General features: G+C 65.6%; 23 protein-coding genes and 1 tRNA gene. 13 read left to right on the plus strand and 11 right to left on the minus strand.

Annotated elements, in window-relative coordinates:
- Positions 1–10: 10 nt before the first annotated feature.
- Positions 11–1,330 (minus strand): MFS transporter, encoded by a 1,320-nt coding sequence (locus U5A58_RS31665; RefSeq protein WP_321964356.1) that lies wholly within the window; start codon positions 1,328–1,330, stop codon positions 11–13.
- Between the two features lie 151 nt (positions 1,331–1,481).
- On the opposite strand from U5A58_RS31665, the gene U5A58_RS31670 reads away from it, so the two are divergent.
- A complete protein-coding gene (locus U5A58_RS31670) occupies positions 1,482–2,432 on the plus strand; it encodes a LysR family transcriptional regulator (protein ID WP_321914752.1) in 951 nt (316 codons plus the stop codon).
- Positions 2,433–2,497: 65 nt separating this feature from the next.
- Here the strand turns inward: U5A58_RS31670 and U5A58_RS31675 are convergent, their stop codons facing one another.
- From U5A58_RS31675 to U5A58_RS31690, 4 genes are all read right to left on the minus strand, one after another.
- Positions 2,498–2,956 (minus strand): CopD family protein, encoded by a 459-nt coding sequence (locus U5A58_RS31675; RefSeq protein WP_321964357.1) that lies wholly within the window; start codon positions 2,954–2,956, stop codon positions 2,498–2,500.
- A gap of 157 nt (positions 2,957–3,113) precedes the next feature.
- Positions 3,114–5,429 carry a DNA topoisomerase IV subunit A gene (gene parC, locus U5A58_RS31680; protein ID WP_321964358.1) on the minus strand — a complete coding sequence of 772 codons (2,316 nt, stop codon included), beginning with the start codon at positions 5,427–5,429 and terminating at the stop codon, positions 3,114–3,116.
- Between the two features lie 66 nt (positions 5,430–5,495).
- The gene (locus tag U5A58_RS31685) at positions 5,496–7,487 is read right to left on the minus strand and encodes a DNA topoisomerase IV subunit B (protein ID WP_321964359.1); all 1,992 of its coding nucleotides are present in this window, start codon (positions 7,485–7,487) and stop codon (positions 5,496–5,498) included.
- Positions 7,488–7,789: 302 nt separating this feature from the next.
- Complete coding sequence (locus U5A58_RS31690) at positions 7,790–9,718, minus strand: ATP-binding cassette domain-containing protein (protein WP_321964360.1); 1,929 nt, start codon at positions 9,716–9,718, stop codon at positions 7,790–7,792.
- 240 nt (positions 9,719–9,958) lie between these two features.
- Between U5A58_RS31690 and U5A58_RS31695 the strand changes: the two genes are divergently transcribed.
- The 9 genes from U5A58_RS31695 (at position 9,959) to U5A58_RS31735 (ending at position 16,066) form a co-directional block, all read left to right on the plus strand.
- Positions 9,959–10,141 (plus strand): rubredoxin, encoded by a 183-nt coding sequence (locus U5A58_RS31695; RefSeq protein WP_158757294.1) that lies wholly within the window; start codon positions 9,959–9,961, stop codon positions 10,139–10,141.
- A 235-nt stretch (positions 10,142–10,376) separates the two neighbouring features.
- Positions 10,377–10,451, plus strand: a tRNA-Arg gene (locus U5A58_RS31700).
- A gap of 100 nt (positions 10,452–10,551) precedes the next feature.
- A complete protein-coding gene (locus U5A58_RS31705; protein WP_321964361.1) occupies positions 10,552–10,824 on the plus strand; it encodes a hypothetical protein in 273 nt (90 codons plus the stop codon).
- Between the two features lie 93 nt (positions 10,825–10,917).
- Complete coding sequence (locus U5A58_RS31710; RefSeq protein ID WP_321964362.1) at positions 10,918–11,217, plus strand: hypothetical protein; 300 nt, start codon at positions 10,918–10,920, stop codon at positions 11,215–11,217.
- 138 nt (positions 11,218–11,355) lie between these two features.
- Positions 11,356–12,699, plus strand: coding sequence for a DNA (cytosine-5-)-methyltransferase (dcm, locus tag U5A58_RS31715; protein WP_321964363.1), 1,344 nt, complete (start codon positions 11,356–11,358; stop codon positions 12,697–12,699).
- Between the two features lie 50 nt (positions 12,700–12,749).
- Positions 12,750–13,199: a very short patch repair endonuclease gene (locus U5A58_RS31720; protein WP_321914759.1), complete on the plus strand. Its 450-nt coding sequence runs from the start codon at positions 12,750–12,752 to the stop codon at positions 13,197–13,199.
- Positions 13,200–13,377: 178 nt separating this feature from the next.
- Positions 13,378–13,881 carry a YbhB/YbcL family Raf kinase inhibitor-like protein gene (locus U5A58_RS31725; protein ID WP_321964364.1) on the plus strand — a complete coding sequence of 168 codons (504 nt, stop codon included), beginning with the start codon at positions 13,378–13,380 and terminating at the stop codon, positions 13,879–13,881.
- Positions 13,882–13,952: 71 nt separating this feature from the next.
- A complete protein-coding gene (locus U5A58_RS31730; protein ID WP_321914761.1) occupies positions 13,953–15,359 on the plus strand; it encodes an MFS transporter in 1,407 nt (468 codons plus the stop codon).
- 110 nt (positions 15,360–15,469) lie between these two features.
- The gene (locus U5A58_RS31735; protein WP_321964365.1) at positions 15,470–16,066 is read left to right on the plus strand and encodes a hypothetical protein; all 597 of its coding nucleotides are present in this window, start codon (positions 15,470–15,472) and stop codon (positions 16,064–16,066) included.
- Between the two features lie 135 nt (positions 16,067–16,201).
- On the opposite strand, the gene otsA is transcribed toward U5A58_RS31735, so the two are convergent.
- From otsA to U5A58_RS31755, 4 genes are all read right to left on the minus strand, one after another.
- Positions 16,202–17,662 (minus strand): alpha,alpha-trehalose-phosphate synthase (UDP-forming), encoded by a 1,461-nt coding sequence (otsA, locus tag U5A58_RS31740; RefSeq protein WP_321964366.1) that lies wholly within the window; start codon positions 17,660–17,662, stop codon positions 16,202–16,204.
- Between the two features lie 223 nt (positions 17,663–17,885).
- On the minus strand, positions 17,886–18,107 hold the full coding sequence (locus U5A58_RS31745; RefSeq protein WP_321964367.1) for a hypothetical protein: 222 nt from the start codon (positions 18,105–18,107) through the stop codon (positions 17,886–17,888).
- Between the two features lie 481 nt (positions 18,108–18,588).
- The gene (locus U5A58_RS31750) at positions 18,589–19,974 is read right to left on the minus strand and encodes a sigma-54 dependent transcriptional regulator (RefSeq protein WP_321914765.1); all 1,386 of its coding nucleotides are present in this window, start codon (positions 19,972–19,974) and stop codon (positions 18,589–18,591) included.
- 306 nt (positions 19,975–20,280) lie between these two features.
- Entirely contained in the window at positions 20,281–20,589 is a 309-nt protein-coding gene (locus U5A58_RS31755; RefSeq protein WP_321964368.1) for a hypothetical protein, read from the minus strand.
- 439 nt (positions 20,590–21,028) lie between these two features.
- Here U5A58_RS31755 and U5A58_RS31760 point away from each other — a divergent pair, with 439 nt between their 5' ends.
- The 3 genes from U5A58_RS31760 (at position 21,029) to U5A58_RS31770 (ending at position 23,548) form a co-directional block, all read left to right on the plus strand.
- Positions 21,029–22,120 (plus strand): sigma-54 dependent transcriptional regulator, encoded by a 1,092-nt coding sequence (locus U5A58_RS31760; RefSeq protein WP_321964369.1) that lies wholly within the window; start codon positions 21,029–21,031, stop codon positions 22,118–22,120.
- Positions 22,121–22,472: 352 nt separating this feature from the next.
- Complete coding sequence (locus tag U5A58_RS31765) at positions 22,473–22,985, plus strand: hypothetical protein (RefSeq protein ID WP_321964370.1); 513 nt, start codon at positions 22,473–22,475, stop codon at positions 22,983–22,985.
- Between the two features lie 5 nt (positions 22,986–22,990).
- Positions 22,991–23,548, plus strand: a complete 558-nt coding sequence (locus U5A58_RS31770) for a hypothetical protein (RefSeq protein ID WP_321936871.1) — start codon at positions 22,991–22,993, stop codon at positions 23,546–23,548.
- An 83-nt stretch (positions 23,549–23,631) separates the two neighbouring features.
- Here the strand turns inward: U5A58_RS31770 and U5A58_RS31775 are convergent, their stop codons facing one another.
- Positions 23,632–24,981, minus strand: a complete 1,350-nt coding sequence (locus U5A58_RS31775; protein ID WP_321964371.1) for a nitrate/sulfonate/bicarbonate ABC transporter ATP-binding protein — start codon at positions 24,979–24,981, stop codon at positions 23,632–23,634.
- A 40-nt stretch (positions 24,982–25,021) separates the two neighbouring features.
- A partial coding sequence (locus U5A58_RS31780) for an ABC transporter permease subunit (protein ID WP_321964372.1) occupies positions 25,022–26,104 on the minus strand: 1,083 nt, incomplete at its 5' end.

Genomic DNA, 26,104 nt, shown 5'->3' on the forward strand with positions numbered 1-26,104 from the left:
CTGCGCAGCATCAGCGCGCACTCAGCGCTTCGGCGGCCGCCTCGTTATGCGCGTGCTCGTGGCGGCGCGCGTCGAGCGCGACGATGCACAGCAGCGAGACGCCCGCGAGGCACGTATAGAACAGGGCGAGCGGCCACCACTGCCCCACATAGCGATGCGCGAGCCACGTGCCGACGAGCGGCGTGAGGCCGCCCGCGATCGCGCCGCACACCTGGTAAGAGAGCGAGATCGCGGAGTAGCGCACGCGCGTTGCGAACACACCCGAAACGAAGCCCGCGATCACCGAATAGAAACTCGCCATGCAGACCACGGCGATTGCGATGCCGATCACCATCGGCACGACCTTGCCGCTTTGCACGAGTACGAACATCGGATACGGCGAGAACATCGCGGCGATGGCGGCGCACTTGAGGAAACGCGCCCCGCCCATGCGTTCCGCGAGCCAGGCGGCGAGCGGCTGCACCAGGAACTGGATGATCGCGACCGCGAACAGGCAATCGAGAATGAGCGAGCGCGTGATGCCGACGTACTGCGTGGTGTACGCGATCATGAACGTGTTGGTGAAGTACACGCCCGCGATGCCGATGGTATTCGCGCCGATGCACAGCAGCACGAGGCCCCACGCCGAGCGGAACACTTCGGCGACGGGCAGCTTGAGCGTGCGGCGCTGATCCTTGAGCTTCTCGAACTCGGGCGACTCGTTCACGCCGAGCCGGATCATGATGCCGACCACGAGCAGCACCGCCGAAACGAGAAACGGCAGACGCCAGCCCCACGAAAGAAAGTCGGCCTTGTCGAGCGAGGTGACCGAGCGGAACGCCAGCAGCGAGAGAATCAGCCCCGCGGGCGAACCCAGTTGCGCAAACGAGGCGAAGAACGTGCGGCGGCCTTCGGGCGCATGCTCGCCCGCCATCAGCACGGCACCGCCCCACTCACCGCCCACGGCAATGCCCTGCACCACGCGCAGCAGCACGAGCAGCACGGGCGCGAGCATACCTACGCTCGCGTACGAAGGCAGCAGGCCGACGCACACAGTGGCGACGCCCATCATCATGAGCGTGGTCATGAGCGCCTTCTTGCGGCCGATGCGGTCGCCCAGGTGGCCGAAGATCAGGCCGCCGAGCGGGCGCGCGAAAAAGCCGACGGCGAAGGTCGCGAACGACGCCATCGTGCTCACGAAGCGGTCTTCGGAAGGGAAATACAGCTCGCCGAACACGAGCGCGGCGGCCGTGGCGTAGATGTAGAAGTCGTACCACTCGATCATCGTGCCGATGAACGCCGCAGCGGCGGCGCGCACCGGCTGACGGGTGCCGGGTTGGGGGTTGGCCATGCGTCGGTCTCCTTCTGGCGCGTTTGGGATGAATTTGCGTTGCAGGCATGCTTTATCGCCAGCCACAAATCATTAGTCAAATTTCGCGTTATTATTTAGCGCATAAATTTAGCTAATACCCTTGGCGCGCCACCGCGCCGGGAGACCACCCATGCGCGCCGATACCACCCGCTTTCTCAACGACCGTCTCGACTGGAACCTGCTGCGCACCTATCTCGCGATCATGCAGGAGCGCAGCCTGAGCCGCGCGGCCGCGCGCCTGTACGTCACGCAGCCGGCCGTGAGCCAGGCGCTCAAGCGCCTCGAAGACGCGCTCGGGCGCAAGCTCATCGAGCGGCGCGGCGCGCAGTTCGTGCCGACCGAAGCGGGCGAAGAGGTCTATCGCATCGCGAGCGACATCTACGGCACGATTTCCCAGCTCGAAACCGGGCTCGACGAGCGCACCGCCGACATCACCGGCTCGATCCGCCTGCTCACGGTGAGCCGCATCGAGTCGCGCGTGTACGACGAATTTCTCGCGGAATTCCACACGGCCTACCCGCGCGTCGACCTGCAGATCGAAGTCATGCGCTCGTCGGACATCATCTCGTCGCTGCTGCAGAAAACCGCGACCGCGGGCTTGAGCCTGTGCCGCACGCCCATCGACAAGCTGGACATGCGCTGCTTCCTGCGTCAGCGCTATGCGATGTTCTGCGGGCGGCATCACCGGCTCTTCGGGCTTTCGCAACTGACGATGGACGATCTGCTCGCGGAGAACTTCGTCTCATTCACGAGCGACCAGATCGGCGACAGCCTCTCGCCGCTGACGGTGTTTCGCGATCAGCGCGGCTTCACGGGGCGCATCGTGGCGTCGTCACCGAGTCTCGATGAAGTGCGGCGGCTGATCTTCGCGGGCTACGGCATTGGCTGCCTGCCCGAGCATACGGTGCGCGACGATCTGGCGCGGCAGCGCCTGTGGCGGCTGCCGCCGGAGGAAGGGCTCGTGGATGTCGACATCCACTTGCTGTGGCATCGCGAGCGCAAGCGCAATGCGGCCGAAGAAGCGTTCTTCGATGCGATGGAACGCTGCATGCAGCGCCACGCGCTCGCGGAGCGCCTGTAGAGCCTCAGGCGCGGACCGCGAACGTTGCGGGAGAAACGGAAAGAGACGCGGAAATGAAGCGCGGATCAGAACCCGCGCGCGAGCACCGCAACGCCGATGGTCACGATGCCGAGCACGAGATTGATGACGACAAGCCGCCGCACGGTGCCCACGGCGCGTGCGCCGTCGGGCCACTTCTGCGCCTGCACGGCGCGGCGAATGCGCGGAAACACGGCGAAGCGGATGTGGCCGAAGATCAGCATCATCAGCACGCCGATGCCCGCCATGGCATGCAGTTGCCAGGTGGCGTGCTCGCCGCCGAGCTGCATGAGCAGGAAGCCGCCGGAGAGCAGGATCACGATGACCGAGACGCCCACCCAGTTGAAGAAGCGGCCGAACACCGACTCGATGAGCGGCAGGCGCAGTTGCGGCGAGAGGTCCTCGAGCGCCGGGCGCAGACAGAAGTGCGCGAAGATCATGCCGCCTACCCAGACGGCGACGCCCAGCAGATGCAGAAAGAGCGCGACTGCGATCGCGTGGCCCATGCTTGAATTCCCTCGTAACGTGTAATTATGCGGCGCGAGCCGTTGTGCGCGGCATTATTCCATGCCGCGCTGACGTTTGCGCCGGATATGTGTCGACCGGAGTTAGTGCTTCAGCACTTACTCCGGTCCCACGCAAAGCGCGCTTACTGCTGCACTTTTACTGCGGCAACACCGGACGCATCTCCGTAATCACCTTGAGCTTCGAGTCCGGCGCGCGGCCCTTGCGTGCGCGCTTGCCGATCTGCGGAGCCAGCACCGCGCCCGCCATCAGGTCCTCGCCCGCCTTGCCGCCGCGGCCCGTGCCCACGAGCACGACGCCCGCCGCGCTGATCGCGAGCGCCTGCACGAGCTTCTCCTTGTCGTCGAGCTGCATGAGCGTGACGCCGCGGCCGCCGCCAGAAAGCGTCTTCATCTCGTCGACGCCGAACACCAGCAAACGGCCGCCCGACGAAAGGCACGCCACCTGCAGCGCGCCGGGCAGCATCGGCATCGGCGCGAGCGGCGCGCAGCCCTCGTCGATCGTCATGAACGCCTTGCCCGCCTTCACGCGGCTCACCATGTCGCCGATCTTCGCGATGAAGCCGAAGCCGTTGCTCGACGCCAGCAGCAAGGGCTGTTCCGCATTCGCCGCGAAGTAATGCAGCAAATGCGTGCCCGCTTCGAGTTCGATGAGCGACGTGACCGGCACGCCGTCGCCGCGCCCGCCCGGCAGGTTCGCAATCGACACCGAATACACGCGGCCGTTGCTGCCCCACGCGATGAGCGTGTCGGGCGTGCGGCACTGGAACGCCGCATAGAGACCGTCGCCGGCCTTGAACGTGAAGCCTTGCGTATCGAGCCCGTGGCCCTTGAGCGCGCGCACCCAGCCCTTCTGCGAGACGACGACCGTTACCGGCTCGTCCACCACGCGCTGCTCGAAGCTCGCGCGCTTTTCCTGCTGGATCAGCGTGCGGCGATCGTCACCGTACTGCTTTGCGTCGGCTTCGATTTCCTTCACGATGAGCCGCTTCATCGACGCGTCGTTCGCGAGCAGCTCTTCGAGCTTCGCCTTCTCTTCGCGCAGTTCCGCGAGCTCCTTCTCGATCTTGATCTTCTCGAGCCGCGCCAACTGACGCAGACGGATTTCAAGAATGTCCTCGGCCTGGCGCTCGGACAGCCCGAACGCGTTCATCAGCGCGCTCTTGGGCTCGTCCGACTCACGGATGATACGGATGACTTCGTCGATATTGAGGAAGACGATCATCCGCCCTTCGAGGATGTGGATGCGGTCGTCGACCTTCGTCAGGCGATGCTGCGTGCGGCGCGTGACCGTCGCGAAGCGGAAACCGATCCACTCGCCCAGAATCTCGCTGATGCCCTTCTGGCGCGGACGGCCATCGGCGCCGATCATCACGAGGTTCAGCGACGCGTTCGATTCGAGGCTCGTGTTGGCGAGCAGCGAGTTGACGAACTCCGACTGGTCGATCTTGCTCGTCTTCGGCTCGAACACGAGGCGCACGGGCGCGTCCTTGCCCGACTCGTCGCGCACGGCGTCGAGCAGCGCGAGCATGGTCTGCTTGCTCTGCAACTGCTCGGGCGTGAGCGTCTTCTTGCCGAGCTTGAGCTTCGGGTTCGTCAGCTCCTCGATCTCTTCGAGCACCTTCTGGCCCGAGGTATTCGGCGGCAACTCGGTCACGACCAGTTGCCACTGGCCGCGCGCAAGCTCCTCGATCTTCCAGCGCGCGCGCACCTTGAGGCTGCCGCGCCCCGACTCATAGGCCGCCGCGATTTCGGCGTCGCTCGAAATGATCTGGCCGCCGCCCGGGAAATCGGGCCCGGGCACCTTCTCCATGATCTCCGCATGCGAGAGCTTCGGATTCCGGATCATCGCCACCGCGGCCGACGCGACTTCGCGCAGGTTATGCGAGGGAATTTCAGTGGCGAGACCCACCGCGATACCCGACGCGCCGTTCAGCAGCACCATGGGCAGGCGCGCAGGCAGCGTCTTCGGCTCCTGGAACGAGCCGTCGTAGTTCGGCATGAAATCGACGGTGCCCATGTCGATCTCGTCGAGCAGCAGCTTGGCGATGGGCGTGAGGCGCGCTTCGGTGTATCGCATGGCCGCCGCGCCGTCGCCGTCGCGCGAGCCGAAATTGCCCTGGCCGTCGATGAGCGGATAGCGCATCGAGAAGTCCTGGGCCAGACGCACGAGCGCGTCGTAGGCCGACTGGTCGCCGTGCGGATGGTACTTACCGAGCACGTCGCCCACCACGCGCGCCGACTTCACGGGCTTGGCGTTGTCGCCGAGGCCCATTTCGTTCATCGCGAAGAGAATGCGCCGCTGCACCGGCTTCTGGCCGTCGCAGACGTCGGGCAGCGCGCGGCCCTTCACCACGCTCACCGCGTAGTCGAGATAGGCGCGTTCCGCGTAGTGGCCGAGCGTGAGCGTGTCGCCGTTCGGGGCGTCCGTCACTTCAGCAAAGAGATCGTCCATGTTTCAATCAATCCGTAATCGTGTACGCGTTCAGACGTGTGCCTGGTTATCGGCTCAGTTATCCGCTTAGATGTCCGCTTCGACTTCGTTGCCCTTCTCTTCGAGCCACGAGCGGCGCGAGGCGGCTTCGCCCTTGCCCATCAGCATCGTCATGCGCGCAACGGTAGCCTCGTAGTCGAGGTCGCCGAGCGCGATGGGCGACAGGCGCCGCGTGTCGGGGTTCATCGTCGTGTCCCAGAGCTGCTCGGCGCTCATTTCGCCGAGACCCTTGAAGCGGCTGATGGTCCATTGCGTTTCGCGCACGCCGTCCTTGCGCAGCTTGTCGAGGATCGCCTCGAGTTCGCCTTCGTCGAGCGCATAGAGCTTCTGCGCGGGCTTCTTGCCACGCGCGGGCGCATCGACGCGGAACAGCGGCGGGCGCGCCACGCACACGTGGCCGCGCTCGATCAGCTGCGGGAAATGCTTGAAGAAGAGCGTGAGCAGCAGCACCTGGATGTGCGAGCCGTCGACGTCGGCATCGGAAAGAATGCAGATCTTGCCGTAGCGCAGGTTCGACAGATCGACGGTCTCGTCGGGGCTGTGCGGATCGACGCCGATCGCCACCGAAATATCGTGCACTTCGTTGTTCGCAAAGAGCCGGTCGCGCTCGGTCTCCCACGTGTTGAGCACCTTGCCGCGCAGCGGCAGGATGGCCTGGTATTCCTTGTCGCGCCCCATCTTCGCGGAGCCGCCAGCGGAATCGCCCTCGACGAGGAAGAGTTCGTTGCGCGCGATGTCGGTCGATTCGCAGTCGGTGAGCTTGCCCGGCAGCACGGCCACGCCCGAGCTCTTGCGCTTTTCGACCTTCTGGCCCGCGCGCGTGCGCGCCTGCGCCTGCTTGATGACGAGATCGGCGAGTTTCTTGCCGTGCTCGACGTGCTGGTTGAGCCAAAGCTCCAAAGCGGGACGCGAGAACGACGACACGAGCTTCACGGCGTCGCGGCTGTTCAGGCGCTCCTTGATCTGCCCCTGGAACTGCGGGTCGAGCACCTTGGCCGAGAGCACGAACGAGACGCGCGCAAAGACGTCTTCGGGCAGGAGCTTCACGCCTTTGGGCTGAAGATTGTGCAATTCCACAAAGCTCTTCACGGCCTGGAAGAGACCATCGCGCAGGCCGCTTTCATGCGTGCCGCCCGCGGGCGTCGGAATCAGGTTCACGTACGACTCGCGCGTGAGCGAACCTTCCTCGCTCCACGCCACGACCCACGCGGCGCCCTCGCCTTCGGCGAAGGTGTCGTCGGTGGTGCGCGCGTCGGCGTAGCGCTCGCCTTCGAACAGCGGGATCAGCAGGTCGGCGCCGCCCATGCCTTCGAGCAGGTAGCCGCGCAGGCCGTCTTCGTACTTCCAGCTTTGGCGCTCACCGGTCTTCTCGACGATGAGTTCGACTTCGACGCCCGGCAGCAGCACGGCCTTCGAGCGCAACAGACGCTGCAGCTCGCCGAGCGGCAGATTCGGCGAATCGAAATACTTGGGATCGGCCCATGCGGTCACGCGCGTGCCGGTTTTCTTCTCGTCGCGCGCGGCGTTGCGCGTGGTGAGCGGCCGCGTGACGTTGCCGTCCGAGAAGCCGATTTCGGCGACCTTGCCGTCGCGCCAGACGGTCACGTCGAGGCGCGTGGAAAGCGCATTGGTGACCGAGACGCCCACGCCGTGCAGGCCGCCCGAAAACGTATAGGCGCCGCCAGCGGCCTTGTCGAACTTGCCGCCCGCGTGCAGTCGCGTGAAGACGATCTCGACGACGGGCACCTTCTCTTCGGGGTGCAGGCCGAACGGAATGCCGCGGCCGTCGTCTTCGACGGAGACGGAATGGTCGGCGTGCAGCGTGACGGTGATGCGACGGCCGTAGCCGCCGAGCGCTTCGTCCGAGGCGTTGTCGATGACTTCCTGGACGATGTGCAGCGGATTCTCGGTGCGCGTATACATGCCCGGCCGCTGCCGGACGGGCTCGAGGCCCTTGAGCACCTTGATCGACGCTTCGCTATAGCCAGTGTTTCCAGCGTTGGACTTCTTCGTTGACATGGTGATCCACAGGGGGTTGTCCGCGCGCTTGTCCACAGGTCCTGTGGACATCTGCGGGGAAAACGCGTTGAGCGTTCAAAAAAACCGATACGAAACAACGAGGTGAACCGGCTGCGCGCCGCGGTGGCAGATGCGCTCGCGGCGGCGAGGTGGTTCGCTCAGTTGTTCGAATTCGCGAGGTATTGTACTGATTTGGGCTCGCACGGCAATTTGCGCGAGGGTTGGCTGGCCGACCGGATGAGTACGCCGTACTCATGCGCCGTAAAAAAAAGCGGCCTTCATCAGGCCGCTCTCTCTCGCATTCACTTGCGCTTGCTCTCCAACTCCTCCCACCGCTCCAGCGCCACGAGCAATTCCTCGTCGATCTGCGCGTAACGCTCGGTGAGGCGAGCCCCCTCCTGCGCATCCTTCGCGAAGATCGACCCGTCCTCGATCTTCGCGCCGATGGTCTTCTGCTCCGTCTCGAGCGCCTCGATGCGCTTGGGCAGTTCCTCGAGCTCGCGCTGCTCCTTGAACGAAAGCTTCACGCTGCGCTGGGCATTGCGCCCCGCCGCGCTGTCCTTGGGCGCGGCCACCGCGGCAGCCGCTTCCTTCGGCGCGCGCGCCTCGGCAATTTCCTGCGCGCGGGCGCTCTGCGTCTGCCAGTCCGTGAAGCCGCCCACGTACTCGCGCCAGCGCCCCTCGCCCTCGGACGCGATCACCGAAGTCACCACGTTGTCGAGGAACGCGCGGTCGTGGCTCACGAGCAGCACGGTGCCGTCGTAGTCGGTCAGCAGTTCTTCGAGCAGTTCGAGCGTCGGGATGTCGAGATCGTTGGTCGGTTCGTCGAGCACCAGCACGTTCGCCGGCCGCGCGAACAAGCGCGCGAGCAGCAGACGGTTGCGCTCGCCGCCCGAAAGCGACTTCACGGGCGAACGCGCGCGTTCGGGTGCGAACAGGAAGTCGCCCAGATAGCTCATCACGTGCTTCTTCGCGCCGTTGATCTCGACCCAGTCGCTGCCTGGGCTGATGGTATCGGCGAGACTCTTTTCCATGTCGAGCTGCGCGCGCATCTGGTCGAAGTACGCGACCTGCAGATTCGTCCCCACGCGCACCGTGCCAACGTCGGGCTTCAGCTCGCCGAGGATCAGCTTCAGCAGCGTGGTCTTGCCCGCGCCGTTCGGACCGACGAAGCCGATCTTGTCGCCGCGCATGACCGTCGACGAAAAGTTATCGACGATCGTGCGGCCGCCATAGCGCTTCGTCACATCCGTGAGTTCCGCGACGATCTTGCCGGACTTCTCCCCTTGCGCGACGTCGAGCTTCACGTTGCCCTGCACGTTGCGGCGTTCCTCGCGCTCATGGCGCATCTGCACGAGGCGCGCGATGCGGCCCACGCTGCGCGTGCGGCGCGCTTCCACGCCCTTGCGGATCCACACTTCTTCCTGCGCGAGCAGTTTGTCGAACTTCTCGTTCTCCACGCGCTCGACTTCGAGCTGCTGCGCCTTGCGCTCCTGGTACTGCGTGAAGTTGCCCGGATACGAAAGCAGCTTGCCGCGATCGAGTTCGACGATACGTGTCGCCACGCGGTCGAGAAACGCGCGGTCGTGGGTAATGAACAACAGGCTCGAGCGCTGCGCCACGAGCAATTCTTCGAGCCAGCGAATACCGTCGAAGTCGAGGTGGTTGGTCGGTTCGTCGAGCAGCAGGATGTCGGGCTGCACAACGAGCGCGCGTGCAAGCGCCACGCGCTTTTGCATACCGCCCGAGAGCGCGCCCACGCGCGCTTCGCCTTCCAGGCCGATCTGCGCGAGCGTCGTGGATACACGCGTGCGCCAGCTCCAGGCGTCTGCGTGATCGAGCGACGATTGCAGCGTGTTCATGCGCGCGAGCAGCGCGTCGTGTTCCGCGCCTTCGGGCGTGTCTGCGAGCTTGTGCGCGACCGTGTCGTATTCGTCGAGCAGCGTGCGCACGTCGGCGAGGCCCGAGGCGACGGTGTCGAACACCGTGGCGTCGGCGTCGAAGTCGGGCTCCTGCGGCACGTAGACGGTCGAGAGATCCTGCTGGCGCGTGACGAGGCCGTCGTCGGGCTTCGCGAGATCGGCGACGATGGTCAGCAGCGACGACTTGCCCGCGCCGTTGCGGCCGATCAGCCCGACGCGCTCGCCGGCTTCGAGCGAAAAGTCCGCGTGATCGAGCAGCGCGACGTGGCCAAACGCCAGTTGCGCGCCTGTGATGGTGTAAAGCGACATGGATGGAAAGCGATGCGTGCGTTGGACCTGAAGCGGGCATTGTACCGGGCCGCGCAGGTCGGGCCGCGGAGGTCGGGCCGCGCAGGTCGGGCCGCGCAGGTCGCGGAATACAGCGACCCTTTAGCGCAGCGGCACGCGATCCGTTTTCCTGTACTATCGCGGGTTGCCCGCTCCGCCCAGCATTAGATAAAGGGCCGCATGACGGGTGATGCATCGAATCGACTGAACGAAGGACACGCTGTGAGTGAAGTAATCGAGTACAAGAGCTGGGTCTGCCTGATTTGCGGCTGGATCTACAACGAAGAAGAGGGTCTGCCCGACGAGGGGATCGCCGCCGGCACGCGCTTTGACGACATTCCCGACGACTGGCGCTGCCCGCTGTGCGACGTGGGCAAGCCGGAATTCGCCGTCGTCGAGTTCTGATCGAGACGACTTGCGCTGCCGCGCCGACTCGCGGGGCGCGATCGACGCGAGACCCAAAAATGCGGCGCCGGGGCTAAGTGGCGTCATTTTCGCGCCCGAACACGTTTGCTATACTCTTGGCCCTACGCCGCGATATGGCTCGGGCCCGCAAGGCCGGACCGCTTCGCGCGCCGCTCCGCGCCATGACGGGTCACTTGGGAAACATGGCGATCGAACGGAGCCATGCTCGACCGCGCTCCCTGTAGTTCAATGGATAGAACAAGTGCCTCCTAAGCGCTAGATGCAGGTTCGATTCCTGCCAGGGGGACCACCCACCCGAGCATGTCGGGCCGCGAAGACCGCAACCGGTTCGCGTGCCCCGTCCCTTCTCTTTCCCACATTCGCGCCCCTCTATCCCGAGCAGGTTTTCCATGGACATCAACAAGCAAGTCGCCGCCCTCACTGCCTCCGAACTGCAGACGGCAGGAGCCAGTCAGGCCACCGCCATTGCCGTGAGCGTGCTGCTGCGCCATCTCAATTCGCCTGAACTCTCGCGCCAGTTGGGCGCGGCGTTCGAAAACCATCAGGCCGTGATGCTGCAAACACCGTGGCCCGAGCAGATGCTGAACGCGTTCGAAGCGACGCGGCGTTTCTTCGAAAGCGCGGCTCAGGTGCAAGGCGCGACGCCGCCGGCTGCCGAATAAACGGCAAAGCGAACCGCAGATAACCGGCGAATTCAGGGTAAGTACTGAGATATTTTCCCTAAAGAAGAAAAAAATAGTGCCGTAATGGCCTTCATGGACACCCCGCGTCCCCTTCCCGCCGGTTATATGATGTCGAACCTCATCGACCAGGATATCACGCACATTCGTCGCGTGATGCCCTTGTCGCTCGCCGGCGACTTCGGTGGGCCGATTCTCCCCGCGAACTACTGGCGCCAGCGGCTGCACCGCCTGCTCGACACCGGTCATGTGAACAAGGGGCAGCTGTCCGAAATCGACAGCCTGCTGCTGATCCTCGACCTGCACGAGCTGAACGTCGCCTCGGCCTCCGCGGCGCTCCCGAAGCAGGCGAACGCCGCCCCGCAACACTCCTGACTTTTCCCTGAATTCGACGCACGCACGTGCAGGCTTTCGCCTGCGCGGCGCGCATCTGTGCACGCGCATCGGGAATTCCTGGTGCCGCGGGTCGACCATCGGTCATAATGTCCGCAAAAATACCCTAACGAGGACTCCGTGCACACGGCCGAACCGAGAGACCTGCTCCAGCAGGCACGCAAGCGTTTCACCCAACAGCAAATCGCCACACACGTCGGCCGCGACGTGAAGACCGTGCGACGTTGGGAAAAGGGCGAAACGCCCTGCCCCGCGATGCTCGAAGCCGCACTGCGCGAGCTGCTGCACGGCGGCGCTCACGTGAACGGCAATGCAGCGCGCTTTCGCTTCATCGACCTGTTCGCCGGCATCGGCGGCATCCGCAAGGGTTTCGAAGCGCACGGCGGCGAGTGCGTCTTCACGAGCGAATGGAATCCGTTTTCGCGCAAGACCTATCTGGAGAACTACGGCGAAGACCATCCGTTCATCGGCGACATCACGGCCGTGGACGCCGCCGACGTGCCCGATCACGACGTCCTGCTCGCGGGCTTTCCCTGCCAGCCGTTCTCGATCGCGGGGGTGAGCAAGAAGAACGCGCTTGGCCGTCCGCACGGCTTTGCCTGCACCACGCAGGGCACCTTGTTCTTCGATGTCGCGCGCATCATCGCCGAGAAGCGGCCCGCCGCGTTTATGCTCGAGAACGTGAAGAACCTCGTCTCGCACGACCGCGGCCGCACCTTCGACGTGATCCTCCAGGTGCTGCGCGATGAACTCGGCTATGACGTGCACCACCGCGTGATCGATGGACGCCATTTCACGCCACAGCATCGCGAGCGCATCATCATCGTCGGTTTTCGCGAGCCGACGCCGTTTTCGTGGGACGCGCTCGCGCTGCCGGAAGACGGCCCGCGGCTCGCCTCGATCCTGCATCGCACCGACGGCTGCGAGCCGCTGCTGCCTTGGGACGGCGAGCGCTTCTTCGATCACGGCGCGCGCCGCGTGCAGCCGAAGTACACGCTCACGCCGGGGCTCTGGGCTTATCTGCAGCAATACGCCGAGAAGCACCGCGCGGCCGGCAACGGCTTCGGCTTCGGCCTCGCCTTTCCCGACAGCGTCACGCGCACGCTTTCGGCGCGCTATCACAAGGACGGCTCGGAGATCCTCGTCTATCAAGGCGAAGGATTGCGCCCGCGCCGCCTCACGCCGCGCGAGTGCGCGCGGCTCATGGGTCTGCCCGACACCTTCCGCATTCCGGTGAGCGACACCCAGGCGTACCGTCAGTTTGGCAACAGTGTGGTGATGCCGGTGATGCGCGAAGTCGCGCGCACGATGATGCCGCATCTCGATGCGGTGCTGGCCGCGCAGCAGGAGGCGCTCCCTGCACACGCGCTGCCGGTTCCCGCCATTGCACGCACAACGCGTACGAACAAGGCCGCGCGCACCACGCGCGCCGCCCCGGCGAGCGCCACGGCGGGAGGCCGCTGACCGGCGCGCGCCACGGCCAACCGCAGCCCACCGCAGCGAGGCAACAGACGATGGTGGACGTCGTCGATACCGCGACCCGCAGCCGGATGATGTCCGGCATACGCGGGCGCAACACGAAGCCCGAAAAGCTGATCCGCAGTCTGCTGCACCGGCGCGGCTTTCGCTTTCGCCTGAACGTGCGCGACCTGCCGGGCCGGCCGGACATCGTGCTGCCGCGCCGGCGCGCTGTGGTGTTCGTCCACGGCTGCTTCTGGCACGGCCACAACTGCGCGCTTTTCAAGTGGCCACAAACGCGCCCCGAGTTCTGGCGCGAGAAGATCGCACGCAACCGTCTGAACGACGCCAAAGCGCTCGCCGCGCTCGCCGCGCAAGGCTGGCGTGTGGCGGTGATCTGGGAATGCGCGTTACGTGGCGCGCAGCACGATCCGCAGGCGGTCGTCGAGCGGCTTGCCGCCTGGCTAGAAGACGAGTCGTCCGCGTGGTTCGAGGCGCGCTCGTGATCGCGGCTCGATAAATCTCAAGCGCGACATCCCGCCGATGCGCCGTGCATGTCACGCTGCAAAGCTGGCCCTGGCTGAACAGCCTGCAGTGCTAAACTCAATCGATCGGCTGCGCACAAATGACGCGTCACGCGCGCAAGCGCCGCCGTCCCACAACGCGAAGTGAAGGAGACAACCGATGGCTGATTTCCGACTTTGGTCCGATGACTTTCCCAGCAACGGTTTCATGCCGAAGGCGCAGGAGTTCGACGACCGGGCCTTCGGTGTCGACGGCGACAACGTCTCGCCCGCGCTGCAGTGGGACGATCCACCCGCCGACACGCAAAGCTTCGCGCTCACCGTCTACGATCCGGACGCGCCTACGGGCAGCGGCTTCTGGCACTGGGTCGTGGTAAACATTGCGCCCGACGTGCGCTCGCTCGCACGCAACGCCGGCAAGCCCGACGGCAGCCTGCTCCCGCAGGGCGCGGTGCAGGTGCGCAACGACTACGGCACGGTGGGCTTCGGCGGCGCGGCGCCCCCGCGCGGCGACAAGCCCCATCGCTACATCTTCCGCGTGCACGCGCTCAAGGCGGCGCAACTGCCCGTCACGCCGGAAACGACCAACGCGGTGGCGCGCTTCATGACGCACTTGAACGAGGTCGACTCGACCACCTACGTCGGACTCTACGAGCTGAAATAAGCCGACAGACAACACCACAAAACAACCGCCAGCCGGCGGCGCACGACCATCGCGCGCCGCCTTGCCCATCGATGCCCACGCTTTCCGAACGCTCCGCCACGCCCTCCGCCGACATCGAAACCGGCCTGCCCTTCCCACAGCGTTACTACGCGATCCTCGTGGTCGCGCTCGGCATCACACTCGCCGTGCTCGACGGCGCGATCGCCAATGTCGCGTTGCCGACCATCGCGCGCCACCTTCATGCGAGCGCGGCCAGTTCGATCTGGATCGTCAACGCGTATCAGCTATCGGTGACCATCTCGCTCTTGCCGCTCGCCTCGCTCGGCGACCGCATCGGCTACAAGCGCGTGTACCTGGCCGGCATGGTGCTTTTCACCATCGCGTCGCTCGGCTGCGCGCTCGCGACGACGCTGCCCCAACTCGCGTTCGCGCGCATGGTGCAGGGCTTCGGCGGCGCGGGGATCATGAGTGTGAACACCGCGCTCGTGCGCATGATCTATCCGCGCGCGCAACTGGGCCGTGGCGTTGCCATCAATGCGATGGTCGTGGCGATCGCCTCGGCGGTCGGACCGACGCTCGCCTCGGGCGTGCTCGCCATCGCGACATGGCCCTGGCTCTTCGCAATCAACGTGCCGATCGGCATTGCGGCGCTCGCACTGGGTCTGCGCGCGCTGCCCGTGAACGAGCGGCATCCCGCGCCCTACGACTATCTGAGCGCCGTGCTCAACGCCATCGTGTTCGGTCTCCTGATCTTTGCCGTCGACGGCCTCGGCCACGGCGAGAGCAATCGCCTCGTCGCGCTCGAGTTCGCGCTCGCAATCGTGATCGGCTGGTTCTTCGTGCGCCGCCAGCTCACGCAGCCCGCGCCGCTCTTGCCCGTCGACCTGCTCGCCAACCCCGTGTTCGCGCTGTCGATCAGCACCTCGGTCTGTTCGTTCTGCGCGCAAATGCTCGCGTTTGTCGCGCTGCCGTTCATGCTGCAGGAAACCCTCGGCTTCTCGCAGGTCGACACAGGCCTTCTCATGACGCCGTGGCCACTCGTCATCATCGGCGCCGCGCCGCTTTCGGGCGCGCTCTCCGACCGCTATCCGGCGGGCATGCTCGGCGGCATCGGCCTCGCGCTGTTCGCGCTGGGCTTGCTCTCGCTCGCCACGCTCGGCGCGCATCCGACGGTGTTCGACATCTGCTGGCGTATGGCCTTGTGCGGCGTGGGTTTCGGCGTGTTCCAGTCGCCCAATAACCGGCAGATTCTCTCCTCCGCGCCGCGCGAGCGCAGCGGCGGCGCAAGCGGCATGCTCGGCACCGCGCGCCTCACAGGCCAGACGCTTGGCGCGGCGCTCGTCGCGCTCATCTTTGGCATTGCGCCGCAACACGGACCGACCGTCGCACTCTACGTGGCGACGGCCTTCGCCGCCGTCGCGGCGGTGGTGAGCCTGCTGCGCCTGATGCCGGGCGCCGCGGCGCAGACACCAGGCTAAGCACGGCCTAACCCTGCGCGCGCGCAGGCACTAACATGGGTTTAGGGCGAGCCATATTCGCGGCCGCGCCCGGCGAGTCAACCTGCCGAACCAGGCAAAGGGGGCTTCCCATGTCACTGATCGTCGCCGGTCGGTTCACGACCTTTCCCGCTGCCGAAGCAGCAGCTGAAAAGCTGTACGCGGGCGGCTTCCTCGAAGAAGACGTCAACCTGTTCTTCGTCAATCCACGCGGCCAGCATGCGCGCTATGACATGCCCGGCACGCACCCCGCCGCAGGCGCGCCGCCCGCGGCCGTCGGCGTGCCGCCGCATCACACGCGCAATATCACCGCTGGTGCGGTGGCAGGCGCCGTGGTGGGCGTGGTGCTCTTCAGCGCGTTCTCGGCTGCGCTGCCCTCGGTCGTGATCGCCGCCGGCGTGGGCGCCTGGATCGGGGCGCGCATCGGTGCGAGCGTGGGTGCGAAAGCCACCGCGCAGCACATGGCGACACACCACGAGCGGGTGCACCGCGAAACGCGCATCGACGGTGTCCTGCTCTCCGTGCACGTGTGCTACGAGAATCAGGGTCTCGCCGCGCAGTTGCTGCGCGAAGGTGGCGCCGTCGATATCGAGTGCGCCTCGGGCCAATGGCACGACGGCCACTGGGCCGATTTCGATCCGACCCGCGCGCCGATGCCGTTCGCGGCGCCAGGCGGTCAGCGGATCTGAGTACCCGCCGACTCGCCTATGACCCTGTGAGGCGGACGTAAAAAAACGCGGCGGCCCGAAGGCCGCCGCGAATCTGCATTTGAGTCGAGAGAACGTTAGACGCTCAAAGGCGGCGCGCACGCCGCCTTTACATCGCTACGCGCGCGCTGCGCGCTGCGCCTGTTCGGGCGCGGCGGCTTTCCCGGCCGGCGCGGCATTACGCGCTCTCGCCGTGACCGAAGCCGCCGTCGCGACGCTGCGCAGGTCGGCGAGGAACGTATCGCGCCATACCGATAGATTGTTCTCGCGCAGCGACGCCATCATGTCGTTGTAGCGCGACACGCGCTCGGCGTGCGGCATGGAGAGTGCGCGCTCCAGCGCTTCGGCCGTCTGATTCAGGTCATACGGATTCACGACCAGCGCGCCCGGCATCTGCTCGGCCGCGCCCGCGAACTGCGAAAGCACCAGCACACCGGGATCGTCGGGATTCTGCGAAGCCACGTACTCCTTCGCCACGAGATTCATGCCGTCGCGCAGCGGCGCCACATAGCCCACCTGCGCCTCGCGGAACAGCGCCATCAGCAGGTTGCGCTCGTACTTGCGGTTCAGGTACTGGATCGGCGTCCAGTCGAGCTGCGCGAAACGCCCGTTGATGCGGCCCGCCTCGCCTTCGAGATTACGGCGGATCGTCTGATAGGTCTGCACGTCGGAGCGCGTTGGCGGCGCAATCTGCAGGAGCGAGACGCGGCCATGCCAGCCCGGCCCGTTCTGCAGCAGGCGCTCGAACGCCTGGAAGCGCTCGGCGAGCCCCTTGGAATAATCGAGCCGGTCCACGCTCATGATCAGCTTGCGCCCGCGCATGGCTTCTCGCAGGCTGCGCACGGCCTTGCGGTCGGCGAACTGCGAAGAGGCCTTGGCGATGGCATCCGGATAGATGCCGATCGGGTACGCCCCGACCTTCAGGAAACGGTCCCACGCGTGGACCATGCCGTCATCGCTCGCCGTGCCATGGCCACCGCGCTCAATGTAGTCGAGGAAGGCCTGGCGGTCGGCGTCGGTCTGGAAGCCAACCACGTCGTAGTGGCACATGAACTTCATGAGCTCTTCGTGCGGCGGCACCGAGCGCATGACTTCAGGCACCGGCAGCGGAATGTGCAGGAAAAAGCCGATCGGGTTCTTCACCCCGAGATCGCGCAGGCAGCGCGCGAATGGAATCAGGTGATAGTCGTGCACCCAGATGATGTCGTCGGGCTCGATGAGCGGCTGCAACTGACGCGCAAGCGAGACGTTCACGCGCAGGTAGCCGCCGTACTCCTGGCGCTCGTAGCGCGCGAGGTCGTTGCGGTAATGGAACGTCGGCCAGAGCGTCGTGTTCGAGAAGCCCTTGTAGTACTGGTCATAATCACGCCGGGTAAGACCCACCGTCGCGTACGTGACGCTGCCCTGCTGCTCGATGACCGGTGCGGACGGCTCGGCGACCGTTTCGCCACTCCACCCGAACCACACACCGCCGGTTTCCTTGAGCGCGTCCAACACGCCGACTGCGAGCCCGCCCGCTGCGGGACGGCCCTCCTGGGTCGGCGCAACGCGATTCGATACCACGATCAGTCTGCCCATTGCGGCTCTACCTCCTGTTTCGTTGGGTCCGAAGACGATGCTTCCGGTATGTACGCAAGACGCGTGCCGGTTCGGCAGGGTCTGGAGCAAAAACCTTTTTCCGTAGACGACCAGACGAGCGAAATCCGCGCGGCAAGCACGCAAGTGCGCAATACCCCGGTGATTCATCAGGCCAGGAAACCGGCCTGCAAACAGCGCGTGGCGAGCGGCGCTTCGAAGCGAATCAGGCGTCCTGCTCCGAGCCGAGATCGCGCTGGTACTCGATGCCCTCCGCCCGCGCCCCGCCTTGGTTGTGCTCGCCATCGGGCGGCACGCCCGGCGCCGCGCGGTTCTGGCCCGCGGGGTCCGGCGTGACTGACGGCGCAGGATTGCTCTTCTCTTGCGAATCGCGCGGGCCACGCTTGCCCGTGTAACGTGCGGAGCGGCGCAAGGCAGGATGTCTCATGTCAATGCCTCCAGCGGCAGGCGGCCACGCGGTGGTGGCGTTTTTTTATAGTCTAGGGTTCGCCGCGTGAATTCGCCGGTAAAAATGGTCGGGCTTTTGTAACTAATACATAAAAGCCATCGGGGTCGTCCGATGACCTCGGCAGGCCGAGCGAGTAACGGCCGGCGTGGCGCGCAACGCACCAGGCGAGCGATGAATTCGAAAGGAAACCGAAGGGTCGAATGAATGTGCCGAATGCGCCGAATGCGGCGCTTCGTCCGGTTGCGTTGGCGGATCGCCGATGGGCGGCACGTCGGGCTCGCCGGGCTGATCCGGCGGCGGTTCGTCGGGCTGCGGGGTATGCGCGAGCCAGGGCTTCACGCGAACGGCATTACTGGATTGGCAGCTCGGCATCTTTCGCTCCTCATGATGGACGCGAAACTCACACTGCAAGCGTCGTACCGTGTGCGCGCGCCCGCGCGGGCGCACACGCGAGCGCTGCTCAGGCGCCCGCTACGCGCGCCGGCGCATCGCCCTTGCCGGCGCTTTCGTTGCCGTACTCCACAAGACGGTTATAGAGCGTCTTCAGGCTGATGCCGAGAATTTCCGCCGCGCGCGTCTTCACGCCGCCGCACTGCTCGAGCGTCGCGAGAATGAGTTGGCGATCGGCGTCGGCAAGCGAAGTGCCGAACGGGATCGTGACCGCGGTGCCCGCAATCGGCTTCGAGAGCGAGATCTGCAACGGTACTGTGGCTGTGAAGTCGCCTTCGTTGCCCGACATGATGTGCGCGCGCTGCACGTAGTTCTTCAGCTCGCGCACGTTGCCGGGCCACGGGTAGGCCGCCAGCATGTCGCGCACGGCCGCAGGAAACTGCTTTTTCGTGCCGTGGCGCTCGTTCAGTTCGTCGAGGAACGCCTGGGCGAGCAGTTCGACGTCCTTGCCCCGCTCGCGCAGGGGCGGCAGGCTGATCGGAAACACGTTCAGACGGTGATACAGGTCCAGACGTAGCTTGCCTTCGGCCACGGCCTGCTCCGGGTCGCGGTTGGTCGCCGCGATCAGGCGCACATCGGTTTCGATTTCCTTGGTCGTGCCCACGCGCATGAACATGCCGGTTTCGAGCACGCGCAGCAGCTTCACCTGCAGCTCGATCGGCATTTCGGTGATTTCGTCGAGGAACAGCGTGCCGCCGTTCGCGCGCTCGAAATAGCCCTTGTGCTGCCGGTCCGCGCCCGTGAACGATCCGCGCTCGTGACCGAACATTTCGGACTCGATCAGGTTCGGCGAGATCGCCCCGCAGTTCACGGCGAGGAATTCGTGCTTGCGGCGCAGGCTCAACTGGTGGATGGTCTGCGCGGCCACTTCCTTGCCGGTGCCCGACTCGCCCACCAGCATGACCGAAGCGGGCGTGACCGCCACACGGCTGATCTGGTCGTAGACCTCCTGCATGGCCGGCGAATTGCCGAGCATCAGGCCAAAGCGCCCCATGCGGCGCAACTCGCCGCGCAGCGTACCGATTTCGGCCTTGAGGTCGCCCGCGCGCGGCAGGCGGTTCAGGATCGCCTTCACACGCTGGAGATTGATCGGCTTGACCAGGTAGTCGATCGCGCCGGACTTGAGCGCGTCGACCGCCGTCTCGACGCTCGCGTGCCCGGTAATGATCACGAACTCCACGCCCGAGCGCGGGTCGAGATCCTCGAAAAGGTCGGTGCCACTGCCGTCGGGCAGTTTCAGGTCGGTGAAGACCACGTCCGGCGTCTGCCGCACGAGCTGGATGCGCGCCTCGCGCAGGTCGCCGGCCTGCGCGGTCGTGAGCCCATCTTCGCTCACCACGGCCGCCAGCGCCTCGCGGGTTTGCGCATCGTCATCGACAATCAATACATGTGGCATCGCGTCTCGTCAGCCCTGGTAGGTGAGTGGCTCCAAAGCGCGAGCGCCGCGCCCTTCGCAAGCGCGCCAGGCAGGGTTGCCCGGCGCGGCGGAAGTCGCGACGCACGTGATTGCGCTGCAGTGGAGTACGAAACGGTCGGACGTACGCCCCAGACGGCAAATGCCTGAAATTCGCGGTTTTGCTACAACTGAGCAACAATACCGTCAGCCGTGGGCCGCCCGAACCTCGATTGTTGTTGATATGACCATTATAGACACATTCGAGACAAGCGGGCACGGCTCTCGCATGGCGCCGGCCCCGCCCGCCTAGCTATGCGGAAACGGCCAGGGCATACCGTTCGAGCCGTTCACGCCATGGGTCATCCGGCCCTTCATACCGTGTTCCGGCGAGTCCGGAGCCCCTGCGGCCATCGCCATTTCCGGAGCCTGGTCGTCGTTGCCCACGCTATCCGCAAGCGAGCCGCCTTCGCCTTCCCAGCGGCTCAAGTCGCGATAAAAAGTTTGCCGTTGCAGGCGGTGACGCTGCGAGAAACGCCAGGCCAGCATGCCCGCCATGGCGCCAAGGGCGCCGACGGTCACCAAGGTTCCTACCAAACCGCTGCGGTTCTTCGACATATCGCTCTCCCAGATACGCCTCGTCAAAGACGGAAGACGCGCGAGTTGACTCCGAGTTGGCTCAAGCGGCATCGCCGGGGGCGCGGCCAATGCGCCGCCCCTACAACGCAGACGACACGCACTTGTGCAAGTTCCGCAGCAGGATGCGTGCCACGCCTCGCTCGCGGATGCCTGGGCAGGTCCATTGCCCTGTCAGGCGCGGCAGTGGTTAAATGTTTACGCGTTAACGAGCAAAAGCCGAGCGAACCTCGAGCAACCTTCGAGCAAAAGCCGAGCCAATCTCGGAGATGCAAACCTCGCGGCCGTCGGAGCGGCAAGTTCCGCACCTGTCCTGGACGGCCAGCCCCGGATCGCAGGGCCTGTTCCCGATGCGCGCAGAAGCATGCCGATGCGCGCAGAAGCGAACGCCCCGCACTACCTTTGCAGGACGAACATCCCTATGGCGTCAATCGAGCCGGGCTCGCCCGCCGCCACGAAACGAACCAGTGGAACCCGCGCAAACCCAGGAAACACCGGACCGGACGCCGACACGCGCGTCGCGGGACTGCAGTCGTACGGTCTGCTGTACGGCTCGTCGGCGGTCATGCTGGAACTTTACGCGCAGATCGAACGCGTGGCCGTGACCGAGGCCACGGCGCTCATCGTCGGCGAATCGGGCACGGGCAAGGAACTGATCGCCCGCACGATCCACGCGAACAGCGAACGCCGCGACGGCCCGTTCATCGCAGTCAACTGCGGTGCGATTCCCGACGAACTGATCGAGGCCGAACTGTTCGGCCACGAAAAAGGCAGCTTCACGGGCGCCGTGCAAGCGCGCGACGGTCACTTCGAGCACGCGCGCGGCGGCACGCTGTTCCTCGACGAAATCACCGAAATGTCGCTGCTGCACCAGGTGAAGCTGCTGCGCGCGCTCGAAACCGGCGAGTACTTTCCGGTGGGCGGCAACGAAGCGATTCGCGGCGACGTGCGCATCATCGCCGCCACCAACCGCGACCCAATCACAGCCGTGAAGGAAAACTGCCTGCGCGAAGACCTGATGTACCGGCTCGCGGTGTTTCCCTTGCGCGCCCCGCCGCTGCGCGAACGCGAGCGCGACCGCGAACTGCTCGCGCAGCATTTCCTCACCGAACTGAACGACCAGGAAGGCGCGCAAAAGACCTTCAGCAAGCGGGCGCTCGAGACGGTGCGCAACTGGTCGTGGCCCGGCAACGTGCGCGAACTGAAGAACGCCGTATACCGCGCGTTCATCCTTGCGGAAAAGGTTGTTGAGATCGCGCACCCGCAACTGGTGCCGCGCGTGAAGAAGCCCGTCACCCAGGGCGACGCGATGAGCGTATGGATCGGCACGCCGCTCGCCGATGCGCAAAAACAGATCATTCTCGGCACGCTCAAATATTGCGGCGGCGATAAACGTCTCGCGGCACGCACGCTCGGCGTGAGCCTCAAGACGCTCTACAACCGGCTAGGCAGCTACGGCGCCGACGACGGCGAAGCCGACGCGGGCGCCGACCCGGACACGAACGAAGCCTGATTGCCCTTCCCCACGCCTCGCGCGTTGCGCCGCTCTCGCGGCACGATCGTTGCGCGCAGAGGCTCAAGCCGAGCGGCAGGCCGATCAAAGATCGGTCTGCCGCGCACGCCCTTTTGCAATTTCTTGCACTTTACCTATCCCGGTTAACAATCGCCTGTTGCACAATCCGCAGCACGTTAAGTAAGCAAAACATGCTGGATGTGCACGCAACGTGACGCTATCCGGCAAGCGGCAGGGAATCATCATGCAAGAACGAAGTGCCCGGGCGCGCGTTGCGCCGTCCATGTCAGCGGCAGTCGCGGGAACGATTGCCGGTGTGCCCCCGCTCTCCTGCGCCCCCTGGCGACGTGTCATGTCGCTCACGCTGCTCGCCACGGTGGCGAGCCTCGCATGCTCGGCCTGCAGCTCGCTCTACTCCGAGGGCGCGCAAACGGGCGCCGGCATTGCCGGCGCGGCGGTCGCCTCGAAAGTGACGAGCAACGCCGCCGTCGCGACTGGCATCGGCCTGGGCGCCGTAGCCGCGGCGAAGGCCGGCGTGCAGTATTCCGAGCGCGTCGTCCACACCAACACCCAGAACAGCATTGCGAAGGCCGCGGGTCCGCTCGACGTCGGCGCGGTCGCGCCCTGGTCGATCACGCACTCGTTCCCGATCGAGGACGACGAGCATGGCCGCGTCACGGTGAGCCGCACGATCAGCAGCGGCGCGCTCGATTGCAAGGAAATCGTCTTCTCCGTCGACCACGAGGCCACGAAGGACAAGGCTGCTTCGAGCGCCTTCTTCGTCGCTTCGGTGTGCCGCGACGGCGACAACTGGAAGTGGGCCTCGGCCGAACCCGCCACCGCCCGCTGGGGTGCGCTGCAATGAACGGCATGAACGCGCGCGCGCGTCGCGTACGCCACGTGGAAACGGATTCGCCGACGTCTCGCCCCGTGAAGCTCATCGCGCTGGCCACGCTCTGCGCGGGCATCGCACTCGTCTCGAGCGGCTGCTCGTCGATTGGCGCAGCGAGCGGCGCCGCAGCGGCAGCGGCCACTGGCATCGTCACGGCGAATCCCGCCGTGGGCATCGGCGTGGGCATCGCCGTGCAAGCGGCCACCGACGAAGCCGTCGGCCGCTTCATGAAGAGCATGCACGCAGACCAGCAGGAATTGATCGCCGAAACCGCCGGCCGCCTGCCCGTGGGCGGCATGGACCTCTGGCGCATCAAGCACCAGCTGCCCGTGGAGAACGGCCACGGCCAGGTGCGCGTGACGCGCGCGTTCTCCAACGCGCTCACGCTCTGCAAGGACTTCGTGTTCTCGGTGCAGGACGGCGACAAGGGCGACTCGCCCGAGCAGTGGTTCACCGCGAGCGCATGTCAGGACCAGTCGGGCTGGAAGTGGGCCACGGCCGAACCTGCGGTGGAGCGCTGGGGCACGCTGCAATAACCGTTTTTATCCGCAAACGAAAAACGGTCGCAGGGCTAACTCGCCTTGCGACCGTTTTTTTATGCTCGCGACCTGCGCAGCGCTCAGGACTCCACGTCTTCGAGACTGAAGATTTCCGACTGGTCGTTGTACGAGAAGATCTCGCCATAGCGGCCCCAGTCGATCACGGTGTCGAGCGTCTCTTCCGCCGCGCCGTCGGAGAGAGAGTCCTCCAGCTCCTGCTCGAAACGCACGCGCGGCGCGCGATGGCCCGGGCGTTCGTTGAGCACCTTTTTGATGCGCGCCGCGAGCGGCACATGGCGCAACAGATGCTCGGCGAACATCATCTTGCGCTCCTGCGTGCCGAATTCCGCGAACACGCGCGCGGGCGGCGTGAGCAGCACGTCGCCTTCGCGCACGTCGGCGAAACCGAGGTTCTGCAGCACTTCCGCGATCGGGAACAGGTCGTCCACTTCCAGATGCAGCGAGCGCGCGATTTCCGGCATGTCGGCGCGGCCGTGGTACGGCGCGGCCGCGAGCGTTTCGATCAAACCGGCCATCAGGTTGGTCGACACGCGCGGCAGCCAGCTGCCGAGTTCGAGCCCCTTCTTCGTGGTTTCGCCGGTCTGACGCGCGGTCATCTTCGCGTAGATGTCGTCCACGAGTTTGCGGAACACCGGGTCGAGGCGGTTGCGCGGATGCTTGAACGGCACCTTGATCTCGGCTACCACGCGGCCCGGATTCGACGACAGCACCAGAATGCGGTCGCACATGAACACCGCTTCCTCGATGTTGTGCGTGACGATCAGCACCGACTTGATCGGCAGGCGGCCTTGCGTCCACAGGTCGAGCAGATCGGTACGCAGCGTTTCGGCCGTCAGCACGTCGAGTGCGGAGAACGGCTCGTCCATGAGCATCAGCATCGGGTCGACCACGAGCGCGCGCGCAAAACCCACGCGCTGACGCATGCCGCCCGAAAGCTCACGCGGGTAGGCGTTTTCAAAGCCGTCCAGGCCGATCAGGTCGATGGCGGCCAGCGCCCGTTCACGACGCTCGCGCGCGCCGACGCCCTGCGCTTCGAGGCCCGCTTCCACGTTCTGCAGCACGGTGAGCCACGGGAACAGCGCGAAGGTCTGAAACACCATCGCCACGCCTTCGGCCGGCCCTTCGAGCGGCTTGCCGCGCCAGGTGACGTCGCCGGAGGTCGGCGAAATCAGGCCCGCGATAATGCGCAGCAACGTGGACTTGCCCGAGCCCGAGCGCCCCAGCAGCCCGACGATCTCGCCCTCGCGCAGCTGAAGGTTGGCGTCGTCGAGCACGAGCAGCTCGCCCTGGGACTTGTTGAAGCCCCGGCACACGTCCTTCACGTTCAGAATTTCTGCGCCGAGGCGCGGCGGATTCGGAGCCGTCTGCACATCGCCGTGCGCGGCGCTCAGCGTCTTGGGGTTTTGCATCGCGTTACCTTCGATCATTCGTTGTTCGATCAGTCGTCGATCAGTCGAGCCGCAGACGGGACTCGGCATACGTGTACAGCGGGCGCCACAAGAGGCGGTTGAACAGCGTGACGAAGAGCGACATCACGGCAATGCCGAGAATGATCTTCGGGTAGTCGCCGGCCGCTGTCGTCTGCGCGATGTAGGCGCCAAGGCCGTGTGCGACGACCTTCGTGTCGCCCCACTGCACGAACTCCGCGACGATACTCGCGTTCCACGCGCCGCCCGAGGCCGTGATGGCGCCCGTGATGTAGTACGGAAAAATGCCCGGGAGCATGGCCTGGCGCCACCATTGCCATCCGCGGATATGGAAGTTCTTCGCGGCTTCCTTGTAATCGTTCGGATAGGCGCTGGCCCCTGCAACTACGTTGAACAGGATATACCACTGGGTGCCGAGCACGATCAGCGGTGACAGCCAGATGTCAGGATTGAGGTGAAAGCGCACGATCACGATCACGAACACCGGGAACAGGAGGTTCGCCGGGAACGCCGCGAGGAACTGCGCGAGCGGCTGGACCTTCTCGGCGAGCGCGGGGCGCAAGCCGATCAGCACGCCGAGCGGCACCCAGATCACCGAGGCGATGGCGATCAGCAGCAGCACGCGAAAGAGCGTGATGAAGCCGAGACCGACCACGTGCCACACGTCGTCGAGCGTCACGCCCGTGCGCACATACGCCACCACGCGCCACACCACGAACACGGTCAACGCGATCACGAGAACGGCCCACACGGCGTCGCCAATGCGCGCGCGCAAGCCGCCGCGTCCGCGCGCCACGGGCGCGGCGAACGTCACGTTCGGAAACGACGGCAGCTGGATCGGCATGCGCGCAGCCTTGGCGAAGAGCCAGCCGAGCGGCACGAGCAGTTGATGAATGAGGTGCGTGCGGCGAATGAGGTCGAGCAGCCACGACTCCGGCGCGTCGCCCGAGCTCGTGTTCTCCATGCGGAACTTGTCGGCCCATGCCACCAGCGGGCGGAACAGGAACTGGTCGTACGCGAGGATCACGACGATCATCGTGAGGATCACCCAGCCCACCGCGTGCAGGTTCTTTTCCGCGATCGCCTGGGCCAGATACGCGCCGAT

This window comes from Paraburkholderia sp. J7 (assembly GCF_905220155.1).
In the GTDB taxonomy this organism is placed as follows: domain Bacteria; phylum Pseudomonadota; class Gammaproteobacteria; order Burkholderiales; family Burkholderiaceae; genus Paraburkholderia.

What these genes read in the sequence shown, in the direction of transcription:
- U5A58_RS31665 (WP_321964356.1), bottom strand. Translation starts at nt 1,330, where the DNA reads ATGGCCAACCCCCAACCCGGCACCCGTCAGCCGGTGCGCGCCGCCGCT.
- U5A58_RS31670 (WP_321914752.1), top strand. Translation starts at nt 1,482, where the DNA reads ATGCGCGCCGATACCACCCGCTTTCTCAACGACCGTCTCGACTGGAAC.
- U5A58_RS31675 (WP_321964357.1), bottom strand. Translation starts at nt 2,956, where the DNA reads ATGGGCCACGCGATCGCAGTCGCGCTCTTTCTGCATCTGCTGGGCGTC.
- parC (WP_321964358.1), bottom strand. Translation starts at nt 5,429, where the DNA reads ATGGACGATCTCTTTGCTGAAGTGACGGACGCCCCGAACGGCGACACG.
- U5A58_RS31685 (WP_321964359.1), bottom strand. Translation starts at nt 7,487, where the DNA reads ATGTCAACGAAGAAGTCCAACGCTGGAAACACTGGCTATAGCGAAGCG.
- U5A58_RS31690 (WP_321964360.1), bottom strand. Translation starts at nt 9,718, where the DNA reads ATGTCGCTTTACACCATCACAGGCGCGCAACTGGCGTTTGGCCACGTC.
- U5A58_RS31705 (WP_321964361.1), top strand. Translation starts at nt 10,552, where the DNA reads ATGGACATCAACAAGCAAGTCGCCGCCCTCACTGCCTCCGAACTGCAG.
- U5A58_RS31710 (WP_321964362.1), top strand. Translation starts at nt 10,918, where the DNA reads ATGGACACCCCGCGTCCCCTTCCCGCCGGTTATATGATGTCGAACCTC.
- U5A58_RS31720 (WP_321914759.1), top strand. Translation starts at nt 12,750, where the DNA reads ATGGTGGACGTCGTCGATACCGCGACCCGCAGCCGGATGATGTCCGGC.
- U5A58_RS31725 (WP_321964364.1), top strand. Translation starts at nt 13,378, where the DNA reads ATGGCTGATTTCCGACTTTGGTCCGATGACTTTCCCAGCAACGGTTTC.
- U5A58_RS31730 (WP_321914761.1), top strand. Translation starts at nt 13,953, where the DNA reads ATGCCCACGCTTTCCGAACGCTCCGCCACGCCCTCCGCCGACATCGAA.
- U5A58_RS31735 (WP_321964365.1), top strand. Translation starts at nt 15,470, where the DNA reads ATGTCACTGATCGTCGCCGGTCGGTTCACGACCTTTCCCGCTGCCGAA.
- otsA (WP_321964366.1), bottom strand. Translation starts at nt 17,662, where the DNA reads ATGGGCAGACTGATCGTGGTATCGAATCGCGTTGCGCCGACCCAGGAG.
- U5A58_RS31745 (WP_321964367.1), bottom strand. Translation starts at nt 18,107, where the DNA reads ATGAGACATCCTGCCTTGCGCCGCTCCGCACGTTACACGGGCAAGCGT.
- U5A58_RS31750 (WP_321914765.1), bottom strand. Translation starts at nt 19,974, where the DNA reads ATGCCACATGTATTGATTGTCGATGACGATGCGCAAACCCGCGAGGCG.
- U5A58_RS31755 (WP_321964368.1), bottom strand. Translation starts at nt 20,589, where the DNA reads ATGTCGAAGAACCGCAGCGGTTTGGTAGGAACCTTGGTGACCGTCGGC.
- U5A58_RS31760 (WP_321964369.1), top strand. Translation starts at nt 21,029, where the DNA reads ATGGCGTCAATCGAGCCGGGCTCGCCCGCCGCCACGAAACGAACCAGT.
- U5A58_RS31765 (WP_321964370.1), top strand. Translation starts at nt 22,473, where the DNA reads ATGTCGCTCACGCTGCTCGCCACGGTGGCGAGCCTCGCATGCTCGGCC.
- U5A58_RS31770 (WP_321936871.1), top strand. Translation starts at nt 22,991, where the DNA reads ATGAACGCGCGCGCGCGTCGCGTACGCCACGTGGAAACGGATTCGCCG.
- U5A58_RS31775 (WP_321964371.1), bottom strand. Translation starts at nt 24,981, where the DNA reads ATGCAAAACCCCAAGACGCTGAGCGCCGCGCACGGCGATGTGCAGACG.